We start from the raw sequence: 16,295 nt of genomic DNA, 5'->3' as shown, positions 1-16,295 counted from the left end.
TGGGAATAATGACTGCCCAAATATTTTGAAAACCCTATCATTTTATACCCTTTGTAAGCATACAATAGGGGCTTGTCAATGTCAATGCATTTAAAATGAAAAAAGTCATACATACCAAGGAGAAATCAAGATGTGTCACATGATTATCATAATAATTCTTCGTTACCCTATTGAAAAAGGAGCGAGAGTTTGATTCGCTCCTTCAAAATGCTTACTTAATTTCAAAGGCTATTATTGTTGCTAGTAAATACGTAGTTGGTAAAGGTTGATTTCCGCTCCAGGCTGCTCGCTTTCCGCGGGGTGGGCGCTGAGCCTCCTCGACGCTAAAGCGTCTGCGGGGTCTCACCTGTCCCACTACTCCCGCAGGACGTTGAATAGGCTTCTTGAATTGACACCGCACGAGGAAATGCGGATGCATTTTTGAGGAGTCTCGCACCTTCCGCTCCAATCAACTAATTTTTTAGCGCAGTACTCATACTCATTTTGTAATAGTATTTTCAAATGATGCACTGGATGCTGCTTCGATTTGGCCATTTGGTAATATATACATATACGATTCAATTGCATCCTCTTTGCCTGATTTCTTGGCAAATACTTTGACTATATAAAGGCCTGGCTTTGGAAGGTGCTCACTTTTTATCTCCTGCATGAGCTGCCCTTTTCCTACTCCTCTTTTCCAATCTAAAAAGTCGATAAAGCGCAGGCTATCTGGGTCAAACATTGCTATGCCAAACTCCTCAGCCCCTCCTGGAAGATATACCTCATATCGATAGGTTCCTTCCTTGTCCCCTTTTCCTATTCCAAATCCCATCACCCTTGGATAATCAGGTTCTTCGAGAACATAGATATAAGGAATGTTTATTTCTTGGGAGCCTGCATTTAATTCAAGAACGCCATCATACACCTTCTTTTTAAACACTTTTGGATCCACTGAAAGCTTTATTTCAAGCCGCTTCTTTTCTCCTGGTTTTAAATAGAAGGAGAGAGGCATTTCCCAGCTCAAGCCCTCTTCAGCATAGGGAATAGAGAATGAATAACTTAATGGGGCAGAGCTTACGTTTTCAACTGTAATAAATCCGCTATGCTCATGCATCCGATCTGCTAGCTGAAACTTGCCAAATTGGAGGGAAGCAGGCATGGCAAGCGTATTCGTTGTTATCGCCTTTTCCATTTGGATTCTTCCCGCACCTTGCTCATATGTTCTGTAAAGTTTTCCTTTTCTATTTAAAAGCGGTTTGGCAGTATTCATCAGTGCCGCTTTAATTTTGTCAGGCCCCCAATCAGGATGGGCTTGCTTAATCAGTGCACTTGCACCAGCAACATGCGGTGCCGCCATGCTTGTCCCTTGCAGTGGCAAATATCCTCCAGGCACTGTGCTATTGATGGCAACCCCTGGAGCGACAAGATCTGGCTTGATTTCCCATGTTGAGGTAACCGGACCACGTGAGCTAAAGTCTGCAATTATATCCTTTTCTTCTATTATATTTGTCCTTGCGTAAAGTTTCCCTTTGGCTAGCTGCTTTTTCAACTGATCCCCTTTGGCTTTTGATAGAGCCATTACTGGAATCGGCAGCTCCTTTTCTAGATTTCCATAAAAACTACCCTTCGTATTATTATAAATAATGATTGCTTTCGCTCCTGCTTTATACGCATTTATTCCTTTTTCAGTAAAAGTGAGCTCGCCTCTTTCTAACAAAGCGATTTTCCCATCCACATCCTTCAACTCTTCATTCCTGCCTAATCCAGCAAAGACCATTTCGTATGATTGATTTAAATCCCAGTCAACTGATCCTTGAAGTGGCTCAAGCCGGAAACTCTGCCCGAATACATTTAGAAAAGGAATATTCATTTTAGGTGTGGATGCACCGACAGAGATCGCCTTTGAAGCCGTACCAGGTGACCCCACTGTCCAATAATTAGGACCCGAATTTCCAGAAGAGGTTACAGCTGTAATGCCTTTTTCTACTGCTTTATTTAATGCCATACTAATCGGCAAATCTGGGCCATTCACATTATTGCCAAGTGATAGATTTATGATATCCACTTGATCCTTAACTGCCTGATCAATCGCTGCAATAACCTGCTCGGTTGTTCCACTGCCGCCTGGCCCGAGTGCACGATAGGCGATAATCGTTGCCTCTGGGGCAACTCCCTGGATTCTTCCATTTGCCGCAATGATACCGGCCACATGTGTGCCATGAAGGGTGCTCTTGCCATCGGAAGAATTCGTTTCCATCGGATCATCGTCTCCGTCCACCAGATCATACCCACCGCCAAAGTTAGCACTTAAATCAGGATGTGTGTAGTCAATACCCGTATCAATTACTCCAACCTTTACACCTTTTCCAGTCAGCCGTCGATTTTTCCCATCAAAAAAGCCGCGGACCTCTTCTCCGCCAATCATTTTAATACTTTCCTCAGCATGAACTTCGTAAGTGTTTACAGGTGAAATCACGGAAATGCCCATATGTTTTGAAAGTTTCTCAATGTCAGCAGGCTTCCCTTTAACTGAAAAACCGTTCAATGCATTTTTGTAAATTTGCCTTAATTCTATGCGGGGGTTCGCACGAATAAGCTGTTCAATTTCAGCCACACTATGCTCCTTTTCCAAAACAACAATCGCTACTTTTTCAATATCTGGCGAATCTATTGGTATCGGAGGGTGATTAAGTGTTCGAGCGAATGCGGTTGGCGAAGAAAGAAATAAGAGGATAATCATCAAACTGGAGATCAGACTTTTCATTAAAATCACCCTTTTTGTCTTAGGGTTTTCTTTTTAGGCGGGGAATATGCAAGTTGTAAAAAAACCGGCCCCAATGAGGACCAGTTTTCATTTATAGCGGTTTATATTCTTCTGGGCGTTCACTTGTTTGCTTGAAATAGAAACGAATGGCTTCACAAATTCTTCTTGACGCATCCCCATCACCATATGGATTGACTGCTTTAGCCATTTTTTCATATTCGGCAGGGTCTGTTAGCAATTGTGTGGCCAGTTCATAAATTGGCGATTCTTCTATTCCCGCAAGCTTTAAGGTACCGGCTTCAATTCCTTCTGGTCTTTCAGTTGTATCACGCAATACGAGGACTGGAACACCAAGAGATGGAGCCTCCTCCTGAATCCCGCCTGAATCAGTTAGGATTAAGTAAGCCCTTGCGGCGAAATTGTGGAAATCAATCACATCAAGCGGTTCGATTAAATGAATGCGTTCATTATTTCCGAGTATTTCCTGAGCAATTTCTCTTACAGATGGATTCAGGTGCATTGGATAGACGATCTGAATATCGTTTTGCTCCTCAACGATCCTTTTAATGGCACTGAACATATTCCTCATCGGTTCGCCTAGATTTTCACGGCGATGTGCCGTTAGAAGCACTAATCGATCGGTTCCGATTTTGTCCAGAACTTCATGATGGTATTCTTCTTTAACCGTTGTTTTCAGTGCATCAATCGCAGTGTTTCCAGTAATGAAGATTTGCTCCGCTTGTTTATTCTCATTTAAAAGATTTTCAGCTGACTTTGTTGTCGGCGAAAAATGCAAATCAGCCATTACACCCGTTAGCTGGCGATTCATTTCCTCTGGAAAAGGAGAATATTTATTCCACGTCCGGAGCCCTGCTTCCACATGTCCAATGACAATTTGATTATAAAAAGCAGCCAAGCCCGCAATAAAAGTAGTGGTTGTATCACCATGAACCAACACAATATCAGGCTTTGTTTCTTTCATTACTTTATCAAGGCCCTCTAAACCCCGTGTTGTTACATCAATTAATGTTTGCCGTTCTTTCATAATATTTAAATCATGATTTGGTGTCACTTCAAAGATGTTTAACACTTGATCCAGCATTTCACGATGCTGTGCGGTTACAGTTACAATTGATTCAAACTGTTCAGGGTACTTCTGCAATTCGAGAACAAGCGGAGCCATCTTAATTGCTTCTGGCCTTGTCCCAAAAATTGTCATCACCTTAATAGGGCGATTCATTTTTAACACCATCCTCTATTTTTTTACTACTCATAGTAGGTATTCACATATGAATGGCTTTGCACAATGCGTTAACTAACATACTTTGGCAAATTTGCCGCTAGACTCTCGACTATTATTTCGTTCCAAATAATCGATCACCAGCATCACCTAGACCTGGTACGATATAGCCGTGGTCATTTAGCTTTTCGTCAAGAGCAGCGATATAGATATCCACATCTGGATGCGCTTCTTGCAATGCTTTCACACCTTCTGGAGCAGCAACTAAGCACATGAATTTAATATGTTTCCCGCCGCGCTTCTTCAATGAATTGATCGCTTCAACGGCAGATCCACCTGTAGCAAGCATAGGATCAACAACGATGAACTCTCTTTCTTCCACATCACTAGGAAGCTTCACGTAATATTCAACTGGCAGCAATGTTTCAGGGTCACGATAAAGTCCAATATGCCCAACCTTCGCAGCAGGGATTAGCTTTAATATCCCGTCAACCATCCCAATTCCAGCGCGCAGAATCGGAATGATCCCTAATTTTTTGCCAGAGAGAATCTTTGAATTAGCCGGACCTACAGGCGTCTCAATCGTAATATCTTCTAATGACATATCACGTGTAATTTCGAAGGCCATTAATGTAGCTACCTCATCGACTAGCTCGCGGAATTCCTTCGTTCCTGTTGCCTTGTCACGAATGTATGTAAGTTTATGTTGAATAAGCGGATGGTCGAATACATATACCTTTGCCATTAACTATCTCTCCTTTTTACTAAATAAGATGGTTCGTTCTTGCACTTCGTCTAATTTTACAGAAAAAAATTTAACAGGGCAACTATAAGCAGAAATTGTTGGAGAATCGCTATAATTTATTAAAGTACTTCCTTTTTTGGGAGATTGCTCGATATTTTTGGAATGTTGCTTGATAAAAGTTGAAAGTTGCTCGATAAAGTTAGTAATCTACTCGATAAATTCGATTAGTTGCTCGATAAATACTAAATGTTACTAAAAATATTCAACTTCTCGCTCGATTTGATCTCTTGATCCCGAAAAAAAACTGCTCTCCGAAATGAGAGAGCAGTTTGACATGTATTATCTTTCAGGATATAAAGTAAAATTGCTTGTTAATGCTTCCACACGCTTGCTTGCTTCTTCAAGCTTTGCTTCATCTTCATGATTTTTCAATGTAAATGCAATAATTGAAGCGATTTCTTCCATTTCCTTTGCCCCAAAGCCGCGAGAAGTGACAGCAGCTGTTCCGATACGGATACCGCTTGTAACAAATGGGCTTTCTGGATCGAATGGAATCGTATTTTTATTCACGGTAATACCAACTTCGTCTAGCACTTTTTCAGCGATTTTTCCAGTTAAGCTTAGTGAACGAAGATCAATGAGCAATAGGTGATTATCCGTTCCGCCAGAAACAAGAGTGAGTCCTTCTTTCTGAAGGCCCTCCGCCAAATGCTTTGCATTGGCAATTACGTCGCCTGCATAGCCTTTGAAATCATCTTGTTGCGCTTCACCGAATGCAACCGCTTTTGCAGCAATGACGTGCATTAATGGACCGCCTTGGATGCCAGGGAAAATCGACTTGTCAATTTTCTTCGCATACTCTTCTTTACAAAGAATCATTCCGCCTCGTGGGCCACGAAGTGTTTTATGTGTTGTTGTCGTCACGAAATCTGCATAAGGTACTGGATTTTGATGAAGCCCAGCAGCAACAAGGCCAGCGATATGTGCCATATCAACCATTAGATATGCGCCCACTTCATCCGCAATTTCGCGGAAACGTTTGAAATCAATTGCACGCGGATAAGCGCTTGCACCAGCAACGATTAATTTCGGCTTGTGCTCACGGGCCTTTTCAAGAACGACATCATAGTCAATCATATGCGTCTTTTCATCGACACCATACTCTACGAAGTTATATTGAATGCCACTGAAGTTAACAGGGCTTCCATGTGTTAAATGACCGCCATGGGAAAGATTCATACCAAGGACTGTATCCCCTTGTTCTAGAATCGTGAAGTAAACAGCCATATTTGCTTGTGCTCCTGAGTGCGGCTGCACATTGGCATGTTCTGCGCCAAATATTTGCTTCGCACGATCACGAGCTAGATTTTCTACGACATCAACATGCTCACATCCGCCGTAATAGCGTCTGCTCGGATAGCCCTCAGCATATTTATTCGTCAACACAGATCCTTGTGCTTCCATTACCGCTTCACTAACAAAGTTTTCAGATGCGATTAATTCTATCTTCGTTCTTTGTCTTCCCAACTCGTCTTGAATGGATTGAAAAACTTGTTCATCCTGCTGTGCTAAATGCTTCATTATGTAATCCTCCCTTTTCAACTAAACTATCTTCAATAGATAGGTAACGTCCTATTTTGAAAATTCTATTATATAGTATCATGTTTTCGTGATGAAAAGAAGAATACAAACTGAATCCATACATTTGAAGTCAGTTTGCTAAGTTTACCAATCATGCCTGCAGCTTCTTCTGACCAATTATCTGCATGATTCATTCTCAGGGCTTCCGTCATAAACCGCGCGAGCTCCACCGATCAATTTCGGCCTTGTCTTCGCTAATGTTACATGAGCTTCACCAACAGATTTCTGTGCAGTCCTTACTGGAACAGCCACATGCTTTAAATGCATGCCAATGAATGTGTCGCCAATGTCTATTCCTGCATCAGCAGTGATATGTTCTACCATGACGGGATCCTCAAAGTGTTCAAACGCATATGTCGCCATGGCTCCACCTGCTTTTCGAACAGGAATCACACTAACTTCAGCAAGCTGCTTTTCCTCAGCTATTTGTCGCTCAACTACTAATGCGCGGTTCAGATGCTCACAGCATTGGAAGGCAAGAGCTACTCCTGTTTGTTCCTGAAGTTTTTTCACCTGTGAAAAAATCATTTCTGCAACTTTTTCTGTTCCAGCTGTGCCGATTTTTTTCCCAGCTACTTCGCTTGTGCTGCAGCCAACGACAAATAGATGCTTGTTCGTTAATGGCACTTGCTCCGCAAACTCATGTATAATGCTGCTTAGTTGCTTTTCCCATTCATGAATGAATTCAGTCAATCAAGCTCACCCTTTCACGGAAGCTTTGGCTCTATTTATTTTCGTAATCCTTAATTTTCCCTACTCGATTTTCGTGACGGCCGCCCTCATAGTCAGTTGTTAGCCACACCTTTGCAATTTCACGAGCAAGTCCTGGACCAATTACCCGCTCACCCATTGCCAGCATATTGCTGTCATTATGTTCACGTGTCGCCTTTGCACTGAAAAGGTCATGTACAAGCGCACAGCGAATGCCCTTCACCTTGTTGGCCGCAATGCTCATACCAATACCCGTTCCACAAATTAAGATTCCTTTATCGAATTCTCCACTTGCTACCTTTTCAGCAACTGGCAATGCATAATCCGGGTAATCAACAGAAGTCCCGCACTCACAGCCAAAGTCTTCAAATTCAATCCCCATCTCACTCATTAAACCTTTTATTTCTTCACGAATATTTACTCCGCCATGGTCAGATGCAATTGCTACCTTCATTCTTTTCCCTCCTGATAATAAATCCGGCTTTATTAAGGCTGTTTTGCAAACATTGTTACTAATGAAGAAGTAGTGGGTAGAGGTTGATTTCCGCTCCAGGATGCTCGCTTTCCGCGGGGTGGGCGGTGAGCCTCCTCGGCGCGCTGCGCCTGTGGGGTCTCACCTGTCCCACTCCTCCCGCAGGAGTCTCGCACCTTTCGCTCCAATCAACCAAGCTATTTGTCTAATTATTTTCCTTGTCCTAGACTAATTCAATAACAACATTTTTTAGAAAAGAGCCTTTTTAAACTACTATTATTTTGGCACAAAAAACAGAAAATATAAAGCAAGCTTTTCCAATGCGAAAAAACATTCATGAGCATCTGCACACAGCCGAGTATGTAATGTTGCTCTACCTCATTTCACTTGCGCTGGTATTTCAAGAAGCCAATTGGCCCTATTGCGTTCGGCTTAAACTAAATTTTCTCATTGAGTTCAATTTGAACTACATTTATTCTTTTCGGGGAGCCAATGAACCCTATTGAGTTCAACTCGAACTTAATTTATTCTTTTTGGGGAGCCAATGAACCCTATTGAGTTCAACTCGAACTTAATTTACTCTTTTTGGGGAGCCAATAAGCCCTATTGGGTTCAACTCGAACTTAATTTACTCCTTTTGGGGAGCCAATGAGTCCTATTGCGTTTGGTTTGGGCTTAACTGGCTTTTTGTTCGATAGCAATATTATTAAACAAGAAAAGGAGCTGTCCAATAGTCTGAAAATAGACTTATTGGACAGCTCCTTTTAATTATATCTGAAATCTAGTAATTGTATTTTTTAATTTTTCGGCTTGTCCCTTTAGTTCATTGGCTAAATTTTCTACGTTCGCCATTACTTCGGTTTGCTGGTCAGTTGCTGTTGCAACCTCTTGGGCGCCTGCGGATGTTTCTTCTGCGATTGCCGCTACTTCCTGTGATTGGGTGGATGTGTGCTGAATACTTTCCATCTGGCGATCTACTAATACTGTAATGGCTGAAACAGATGAGGCCATTTCATTGACTGTTTTTGTCATCTCTTCGATGACTGCATTTGTTTCTGTTCCCTTTTTCGCCTCACTATTTGCAGTCTTTACTTGCTCAGAAATTTGCCGCACAACATTCTGGACTTCTCCTTGAATGTTTTTAATTAACTCTGAAATTCCTTGAACGGCTTTGGCACTCTCATCTGCCAGCTTTCTGACTTCCTCTGCAACTACAGCAAAGCCTTTACCATGTTCTCCCGCACGCGCTGCTTCAATCGAAGCATTTAACGCAAGCAAATTGGTTTGGGCCGCAATATCCCCGACAAGTTGGATGATTTGCTCAACCTTTGAAGCATTTTCTTCTAAATGTTTCACCGTCTGAAGGGATTGCTGATTATCACTTGCTAATCTTTCAATTCCGGCAACTAGAGAATAAATAACTGTTTTCGAATCATGAAGATCTTGAACCATTTCAGCAGAAACAATCTCAGATGCTTTTGCTTTTGCTTGTACTTCTTGAGCAATTCTAATTACGTCTTCAACCGATTCAGCTGTTGATTGAATCGCAATAGCTGAATTATCGGCACCTATAGATATCTCATTAATCGTCCTAGAAATGGAATCTACCTGTTCTGCTGCAAAAGAGGATTCCTTTGAAATAGTAATCACTTTATCATTTGTTTCACGAAAGTTCTCATCAATCTGATGGACCATACCTCTTAAGTTTGAAAGCATTTCATTAAAAGCATTACCAAGCGATTGAATTTCATCATCCGTCTTTGTCGTTTCTACATTTTCACGAATATCCCCTTGAGCCGCCTTTAACGCAACTTTTTCTAACTTCTGCAAAGGCTTGATAATGACGCCTGCTGCAAAAAAGGCTAATATCCCCGACCATATAATCCCTAGGCTAAGTGTAATGATTGTAAAAAGCACTTCGTCCATTGGGAGGGATTCCTGGATCATTGGATATAGGAAATAAATAAAGAAAGCACTTGTTGTATACGTAATAATTGCCAAAACCGTAATAAACAGGACAAGTTTCTTTCTTAAGCCAAATTTATACTTTTGTTTCTCCTCCATTTTTGTCCCCCTAGTTAACTATTATCTTTTTGTAGTCGCTGCGTCACTTGTGAAATCATTTCGTTTAGTTCATTATATGTGCTTCTGTATCGTTCAATTGGCCCGCCAAAAGGGTCAACAATATCACTATTTTCTATACCAATTGCAAATTCTTTTAAAGTGAATGTTTTTCCCGCGGCATCAGGAAACATACTGATGACGGCTGCTTTATGGCTGATTGTCATCGTCAAGATATAGCTCGTCCAACGTACTAGCTCCCCATTCAGCATGGATGCCTGATGGGTATCGAATTCAATTCCGTATTCGGCTAAAACCCTTTTTGTATTTTCTGATGCTGCACTCCCGGCTTGAGCATAAATACCAGCTGATTTCACTTCAACTCCAGGGAGATTCCTGCTTTTCAAAATGGCTTCAGCCATCGGGCTCCGACACGTATTTCCTGTACAGATAAATAAAATGCGAGTCATAGCTGTGCCTCCTTTTCCCTATTATAAGCCAAAGTTCCCAGATTCAATAGTGCCCTTCGATAAAAAAGTATTAATACTTTTTGAAAAAATCCTTTGGGAGATTCTACTCTCAATCTAGCAGATACATATCCATCAATTATTTTGCTTTTTCACACGAAAAAAGAAAGGGCATCGAGACCTTTCTTTTACCCAAACAGCAGTTTAATCCCAAAGGCGAGGAGGATGCTGCCACCTAGTGCTTCACTGTAGGAGCCAAGCCATCCTTGAACCTTTCGGCCTATAAGCAGGCCAAACCATGTAAGTACAGTGGCTGTAATGCCAAAACATGTTAGAACGATAAATGTCTTTGCCCCATAGATCCCCAGAGTTAAACCTACTGAAAAGCTGTCTAAGCTGACACTGAAGCCAAAGAGGAGTAATCCCCAGCCCACTGGTGTAATCAAACTGCTTTCTTCCTTTTTAAATCCCGACCAAATCATTTGAACGCCTAATATAAGAAGCAGTCCACCACCTACATATGTGGCAAACGCACCAAATTTCTCAGATAAGAACTTGCCTGCAATCATGCCAAGCAGCGGCATCCACACATGGAAAAAGCCAATGGTTATTCCGATTTTCAAGATTTGTCTGAGCCGAAGCTTATACATGCCCATTCCCAAACCAACTGAAAAGGCATCCATCGCTAAGGCGAATGCCATTAAAGTCAGTGTGAATATTACGCCTATCATTTCTTCCATTATTCCGCCCCCTTGGACTTGCTAATTCAACATATGCACGTCCAAAGGATTTTAGAAGATGAAACACCCTCTCCAAGCTTAAAGAAACAATTAACTATTCTTCTTCTTTGTGGGAATCCACAAAGTTATCCACATCATCAACAAGCATCTGTGTCAATAAATAAGGAAAAAGCCGTCCTTTCCACAAGGTACGGCTTTAACTATTAATTACTCGATGCCCAGCTGCCTTCATTAGGCGATTCATAACGGCATGCCCCACACCCTCTAATGGAAACATTTCGCTAAATATGACATCGGCTTTCGTATGATTAAATTTTCTTAAGGCATCGTATAGTGAACTTGCGACTGTATTTAGATTCACACGTTTTCCACAGGCCACAACAAAATCAGCTTGATAAAAATCCTGATTCTCCTCTGTTGTTAACACACCTACTGAGAGCCCTTCTGCTTTTTTTTCATCCACAAGCATCTGGAGAAATTCCTTTGAACCATCCACAAGATGAAGTGGAGCATCTGGTGCATAATGACGGTATTTCATTCCTGGCGATTTCGGTGCATGATCAACATCTGCAAGCGCAGGATCAACTCTCACTTCACCGATCACTGCTTCAATCTGCTCTTTCGTTACTCCGCCTGGCCTTAGAATGACTGGGACCGGCTCCGTACAATCCAATACGGTTGACTCCACTCCGACACCTGTTGGTCCCCCATCCACTAATCCAGCAATATCCCCATTTAAATCATCCCATACATGATCAGCTGTCGTTGGACTCGGCCTTCCAGAGCGGTTGGCACTTGGCGCAGCAATTGGAATTCCCGCTTTCTTTAGAAGAGCTAATGCTACAGGATGGTCAGGCATTCTAACAGCAACTGTGGATACCCCAGGTGTTGCCTTCTCTGAAATCTTGCCCTCTTTCTTTTTGAAAATAAGGGTTAATGGCCCTGGCCAAAACGCCTTCATTAATCGAGTAGCCATTTCAGGAATTTCTTCAACAAATGAGGATAATTGCTGTTCTTCAGCTATGTGGATAATCAGTGGATTATCACTGGGTCTTCCTTTCGCTGCAAAAATTCTTGCAACCGCATCATCACTTTCTGCATTTCCACCAAGCCCATATACTGTTTCTGTTGGAAAAGCGACAACTTCATTATTTATTAAAAAATCAGCCGCTTGTGAAATATGTGGATAACTTCCTAGATCATCCACATATTTATCCACCGACCATCTTTTCGTCTCCATTCTGTTCCACCTTCTTTAATCACGTTCCCTTGCTTTGATTATTCCTTTATTGACGTGAGTTTTTTGTTGTTTTCTTTTGAAAGTATAAAAGAAGGCAGAGGATAACTCAAGTATTATCCACAAATTGTGGATAGATTAAGTGATTTTGTGAATAACTTTGGGAAGATACCCACAATTCAGATAGATAATTTCAAAAAGAATGAGTTGTCCACAGCTAAAATATGCTTGACATGCTGTGATTCAAGAAGTGCTTCTGGCAGATGGCTTGCTGCTTCCTCTGTAAATCCGAGCAAGCGGAAGAATTCGAATGAGTTCTTTTTATTAGATGCTAAGTATATGGATTCTAGTTGCCTATCCCTCGCCAACATTAACATTTGTTCAAAAAGAATGAAAAGATCTCTTTCGGCTGTTTCTGACCGCATTACAAGTGAACGAAGCAAGCCCAATTTCCCAAGCGGTTCAATACCGAGTGTCGCTTTAATATCCCCCAAATGATTCTCCATAATCAAAAAATTTTCAATGGATGACTGAATACCCTCTACACTTAGCTTTGCCTCTTCCAAAAAACTTTCCAATCTCGTAACATCTTCTGCTTGTGCACATCGAATGATAGACTCCATTTGATCCACCCCATTTTTCATATTCTATTTCTATGAATATGAAAGAATAGGAAAAGTAGAACATAAAGGCATGCTCAATTATTAGAACAACTATTTATTTTTACAAAAGGCTATTTTTGCAAACATTGTTGCATTTAACTTGAATTCGTAGAAGTTGATTTCCGCTCCAGGCTGCTCGCTTTCCGTGGGGTGGGCGGTGAGCCTCCTCGGCGCTAGAGCGCCTGTGGGGTCTCATCTGTCCCACTACTCCCGCAGGAGTCTCGCACCTTACGCTCCAATCAACTAACCATATTTGTCTATGATTTACACTCACAACAATTATTCAAGAAAACAATAATCTCTTAGAAAAAAGCCTTGCACGCAGCAAGGCTTTTAACTGAAAAGCTTATCCCAAAGCTCTATAATAAAGAACTTTACTTCTACTGGCTGTTCGTCTTCTTCCACATATACAGGAGGTTCAGCTACTTCTATCTCTTCTTCCGCTTGTTCTTCGATTTCTTCTTTTACTTTTTCTTCTTTTTCTTCTGGTTCTTCCTGTACATTGGTTTTGATTTCACTTGCTACTTTCTCCTCGGCTTTTTCACTGTCTTCTAGCACTTGCTCTTCCTCAAATCCATCACTTACAGCCACACCGTTGGAGAAATCTAAAAAGCATAGCGGCGGGAAAAGCACACACCACCAGTTTGCCCCCTTCCCTTCTCCAAGGGTAATTAATATCGCTTCATATTCTCCAGCTGGATATAGGAATTGCCCATACAGCTTTGTAGGAAAATCTACAGTCCCAAATTCAGTTTTCACAGACTGTCCAGCTTGTTTCTCTTCTACAATACTTTCTGCTATTTTCTGTATTTCTGGAAGTCGTGAACGAATTAAGCTTCGCGCTTCTTCAATCGAAGTTAGTTCCGCTACCCACTTAGTGATTTCCTCATTCACGGCATCCCTTACAAGTCTCTTTAATGCTTGGTCTGATTCATGATCACTATTTGCTAGAATTCGAAGTCGAATCGCCTCATTTGGAATCACAAGCGGTTCATCCGCCATAACCTCGTTTTTGGGAATATATAAACTTACGATCGTTCCTAAGCATAATATAATAATATATAAGTTCACTGTCATTTTTGTTTTCAAATCTGCCACCGCCCCTTCAGTAACACATTATGGACAAAGTGATAGATTCTTAAACTACTAACATAAAAAAAGTAGGTTCTCTTAAACTGACCTGTTGATTTTCGCTCCAATTAATAGGGTGTATAATCAACAATTAACTTTAACACTGCCTTAAAGAAAATAAGTGTCCGGAACCATCGATGGACCAATTTACGATTTTTGTCCACAAATGGTGCCTGACACCAAATTTAAAAGCCAATTTCGGCGAATACCATTCGATCTTTGCCATTTATGTCAAAGACGATTTCAACTTTTGCTTGTGGAAAGGCTTGTGTGAGTAGTTGGGATACTGCCTTGCTTTGGCCAGCCCCTACTTCAAGTCCGACTAGAGCTTTGGCTTTTAATACAGCTGGCAGTTCTTCTATTAACCGTTTGTATAGATCCAGGCCATCCACACCTGCAAATAGTGCGCGATGGGGTTCATGCTCTATTACAATCTCCGACATCCACTCCATATCCCCTACTGGAATATACGGGGGATTGGAAATAACTACATCGAACTTTTCTCCGCTTGCCTTCAGTGGCTTTAGTAAATCGCCTTTGACAAACTGAATGTCCGCTCTAAGGCTTCGTGCATTTTCCTGCGCTAAAATTAAGGTTGGTTCATAAATATCTGTCGCTACCACATTTAAACTCGGGTTTTCCAGCTTTAGAGTTATGGCAATAGCCCCGCTCCCCGTCCCTATATCAGCTAGTTTAACATTTTCCTGATCACCGAATAGCCTGTCCACACGCTGCAATGCCCCAAGGACTAACTCTTCTGTTTCCGGACGTGGAATGAGAACATCTTCATTCACCTGAAATTTGCGTCCATAAAATTCTTCAAACCCTATAATATATTGGATCGGCTTCCCTTCTGCATGCAGAATAACCGCCTTCTCAAACTTTTCAAACACTTCTAGCTCTAATTCATCGCGTAAACTTGCTAAAAAACTTGATCGGCTTAACCCCATATAATGCTGCAGCAACAATTCTCCCGCATTTTCATCCCGATTTTTTTCTTTTAAAAAAGAAGAAGCCCAGTTGAGGGCTTCAAATACTTTCATTGTTGACTTACTCATTTGAAGCACTATCAAGCTTCGCAGATTGTTCTTCAAGGATTAGCGCGTCGATGACTTCATCTAGCTTCCCAGAAAGAATTTGGTCAAGCTTTTGGATTGTTAACCCAATGCGGTGATCAGTCACACGATTTTGCGGGAAGTTGTACGTACGAATCCGTTCCGAACGGTCGCCAGTACCAACAGCTGATTTACGCACTTGATCATATTCCGCTTGTGCTTCACGCTGGAATTTATCATATACACGGGCACGTAGAACCTTCATCGCTTTTTCCTTATTCTTAATCTGTGACTTTTCATCCTGACAGGACACGACTGTTCCTGTTGGCAAATGGGTAAGGCGGACAGCTGACATTGTTGTATTTACACTTTGTCCTCCTGGTCCGCTTGAAGCAAATGTATCTGTTCGAATATCTTTTTCATGAATTTCAATTTCAACTTCCTCTGCCTCGGGAAGAACAGCAACTGTTGAAGTTGAAGTATGAATACGGCCGCCAGATTCTGTTTCTGGAACACGCTGTACACGGTGTGCCCCATTTTCAAACTTCAATTTTGAATAGGCTCCGTTTCCGTTAATCATGAAGATAATTTCTTTGTAACCGCCGACACCCGTTGTACTGGCATCGATTACTTCTGTTTTCCAGCCTTGCGACTCAGCAAAGCGGCTATACATACGATATAAATCGCCTGCAAATAGAGCAGCTTCATCACCGCCGGCAGCTCCGCGGATTTCCATAATAACGTTTTTATCATCGTTTGGATCTTTTGGAATTAATAGGATTTTCAGTTGGGCCTCTAGATCCTCTACTTTTTCCTCAAGCTCATTTAGCTCTTCTTTTACCATTTCACGCATGTCAGCATCCAATTTCTCATCAAGCATTGCTTTTGCATCTTGATACTGCTCACGTACCTCTTTATATTCACGGTACACATCAACAGTCGCTTGTATATCTGATTGTTCTTTTGAATACTCACGTAATTTTTTCGGATCATTTACAATATCAGGATCACTTAAAAGCTCATTTAATCTTTCATAGCGGTCCTCTACTGATTGAAGACGATCAAACACAGCATTTCACCTCAATTTTTCCATTGACCCTTATCACTTTTCCGGGGGTCCTCTATATCAAATACATTTGTTCATCAATACACATATCCATAACATTCTAATTATAGTATAGGCAAAAGATGCAGTCAAAAACAAATTCAATTGAGAAGGATAACATTTACAAATGGGATGTGTAAATGTCTCTTTGTGGAATGGATCGAGTAGTTCTTGAAGTATATCGGGCAATTTTTGCATTTTATCGAGCACTTCTTCCAATTTATCGAGCAATCCTATAATTAAAGGCTTTTTTATTTAGTTGGGTAGAGGTTGATTTGCGCTACA

The 16,295-nt window shown here is 41.4% G+C and carries 14 protein-coding genes; all 14 read right to left on the bottom strand.

Annotated elements, in window-relative coordinates; genetic code table 11:
* Positions 1-478: 478 nt before the first annotated feature.
* Positions 479-2,743, bottom strand: a complete 2,265-nt coding sequence (locus ACFYKT_RS17120; RefSeq protein ID WP_389222100.1) for a S8 family serine peptidase — start codon at positions 2,741-2,743, stop codon at positions 479-481.
* A 91-nt stretch (positions 2,744-2,834) separates the two neighbouring features.
* Positions 2,835-3,983 (bottom strand): non-hydrolyzing UDP-N-acetylglucosamine 2-epimerase, encoded by a 1,149-nt coding sequence (wecB, locus tag ACFYKT_RS17115; protein ID WP_389222098.1) that lies wholly within the window; start codon positions 3,981-3,983, stop codon positions 2,835-2,837.
* 115 nt (positions 3,984-4,098) lie between these two features.
* The gene (gene upp / locus ACFYKT_RS17110) at positions 4,099-4,728 is read right to left on the bottom strand and encodes a uracil phosphoribosyltransferase (RefSeq protein WP_389222096.1); all 630 of its coding nucleotides are present in this window, start codon (positions 4,726-4,728) and stop codon (positions 4,099-4,101) included.
* A 339-nt stretch (positions 4,729-5,067) separates the two neighbouring features.
* Positions 5,068-6,309, bottom strand: coding sequence for a serine hydroxymethyltransferase (locus ACFYKT_RS17105; protein WP_389222094.1), 1,242 nt, complete (start codon positions 6,307-6,309; stop codon positions 5,068-5,070).
* A gap of 177 nt (positions 6,310-6,486) precedes the next feature.
* Positions 6,487-7,062, bottom strand: a complete 576-nt coding sequence (locus ACFYKT_RS17100) for a TIGR01440 family protein (RefSeq protein ID WP_389222092.1) — start codon at positions 7,060-7,062, stop codon at positions 6,487-6,489.
* Between the two features lie 31 nt (positions 7,063-7,093).
* A complete protein-coding gene (gene rpiB, locus ACFYKT_RS17095; RefSeq protein WP_389222090.1) occupies positions 7,094-7,534 on the bottom strand; it encodes a ribose 5-phosphate isomerase B in 441 nt (146 codons plus the stop codon).
* Between the two features lie 786 nt (positions 7,535-8,320).
* Positions 8,321-9,616, bottom strand: coding sequence for a methyl-accepting chemotaxis protein (locus ACFYKT_RS17090; protein ID WP_389222088.1), 1,296 nt, complete (start codon positions 9,614-9,616; stop codon positions 8,321-8,323).
* A 14-nt stretch (positions 9,617-9,630) separates the two neighbouring features.
* Entirely contained in the window at positions 9,631-10,083 is a 453-nt protein-coding gene (locus ACFYKT_RS17085; RefSeq protein ID WP_389222086.1) for a low molecular weight protein arginine phosphatase, read from the bottom strand.
* Positions 10,084-10,268: 185 nt separating this feature from the next.
* Complete coding sequence (locus ACFYKT_RS17080) at positions 10,269-10,820, bottom strand: manganese efflux pump MntP (RefSeq protein ID WP_389222084.1); 552 nt, start codon at positions 10,818-10,820, stop codon at positions 10,269-10,271.
* A gap of 196 nt (positions 10,821-11,016) precedes the next feature.
* Positions 11,017-12,060, bottom strand: coding sequence for an L-threonylcarbamoyladenylate synthase (locus ACFYKT_RS17075; protein ID WP_389222082.1), 1,044 nt, complete (start codon positions 12,058-12,060; stop codon positions 11,017-11,019).
* Between the two features lie 176 nt (positions 12,061-12,236).
* The gene (locus ACFYKT_RS17070; RefSeq protein WP_389222080.1) at positions 12,237-12,680 is read right to left on the bottom strand and encodes a hypothetical protein; all 444 of its coding nucleotides are present in this window, start codon (positions 12,678-12,680) and stop codon (positions 12,237-12,239) included.
* Between the two features lie 372 nt (positions 12,681-13,052).
* Positions 13,053-13,808 (bottom strand): stage II sporulation protein R, encoded by a 756-nt coding sequence (spoIIR, locus tag ACFYKT_RS17065; RefSeq protein WP_389222078.1) that lies wholly within the window; start codon positions 13,806-13,808, stop codon positions 13,053-13,055.
* A 227-nt stretch (positions 13,809-14,035) separates the two neighbouring features.
* Complete coding sequence (prmC, locus tag ACFYKT_RS17060) at positions 14,036-14,893, bottom strand: peptide chain release factor N(5)-glutamine methyltransferase (protein WP_389222076.1); 858 nt, start codon at positions 14,891-14,893, stop codon at positions 14,036-14,038.
* Positions 14,894-14,900: 7 nt separating this feature from the next.
* Positions 14,901-15,974 (bottom strand): peptide chain release factor 1, encoded by a 1,074-nt coding sequence (gene prfA / locus ACFYKT_RS17055; RefSeq protein WP_389222074.1) that lies wholly within the window; start codon positions 15,972-15,974, stop codon positions 14,901-14,903.
* Positions 15,975-16,295 lie beyond the last annotated feature (321 nt).

This window comes from Cytobacillus mangrovibacter (genome assembly GCF_042865275.1).
GTDB classification, from domain to species: domain Bacteria; phylum Bacillota; class Bacilli; order Bacillales; family Cytobacillaceae; genus Cytobacillus; species Cytobacillus mangrovibacter.
This window is presented reverse-complemented; position numbering and strand designations above follow the sequence as displayed.

Bases quoted from the DNA above. Each gene is read 5' to 3' on its own strand.
- ACFYKT_RS17085 (WP_389222086.1), bottom strand. From the start codon at position 10,083: ATGACTCGCATTTTATTTATCTGTACAGGAAATACGTGTCGGAGCCCG.
- prmC (WP_389222076.1), bottom strand. From the start codon at position 14,893: ATGAAAGTATTTGAAGCCCTCAACTGGGCTTCTTCTTTTTTAAAAGAA.
- upp (WP_389222096.1), bottom strand. From the start codon at position 4,728: ATGGCAAAGGTATATGTATTCGACCATCCGCTTATTCAACATAAACTT.
- ACFYKT_RS17120 (WP_389222100.1), bottom strand. From the start codon at position 2,743: ATGAAAAGTCTGATCTCCAGTTTGATGATTATCCTCTTATTTCTTTCT.
- ACFYKT_RS17105 (WP_389222094.1), bottom strand. From the start codon at position 6,309: ATGAAGCATTTAGCACAGCAGGATGAACAAGTTTTTCAATCCATTCAA.
- ACFYKT_RS17075 (WP_389222082.1), bottom strand. From the start codon at position 12,060: ATGGAGACGAAAAGATGGTCGGTGGATAAATATGTGGATGATCTAGGA.
- ACFYKT_RS17070 (WP_389222080.1), bottom strand. From the start codon at position 12,680: ATGGAGTCTATCATTCGATGTGCACAAGCAGAAGATGTTACGAGATTG.
- rpiB (WP_389222090.1), bottom strand. From the start codon at position 7,534: ATGAAGGTAGCAATTGCATCTGACCATGGCGGAGTAAATATTCGTGAA.
- wecB (WP_389222098.1), bottom strand. From the start codon at position 3,983: ATGAATCGCCCTATTAAGGTGATGACAATTTTTGGGACAAGGCCAGAA.
- ACFYKT_RS17090 (WP_389222088.1), bottom strand. From the start codon at position 9,616: ATGGAGGAGAAACAAAAGTATAAATTTGGCTTAAGAAAGAAACTTGTC.
- ACFYKT_RS17080 (WP_389222084.1), bottom strand. From the start codon at position 10,820: ATGGAAGAAATGATAGGCGTAATATTCACACTGACTTTAATGGCATTC.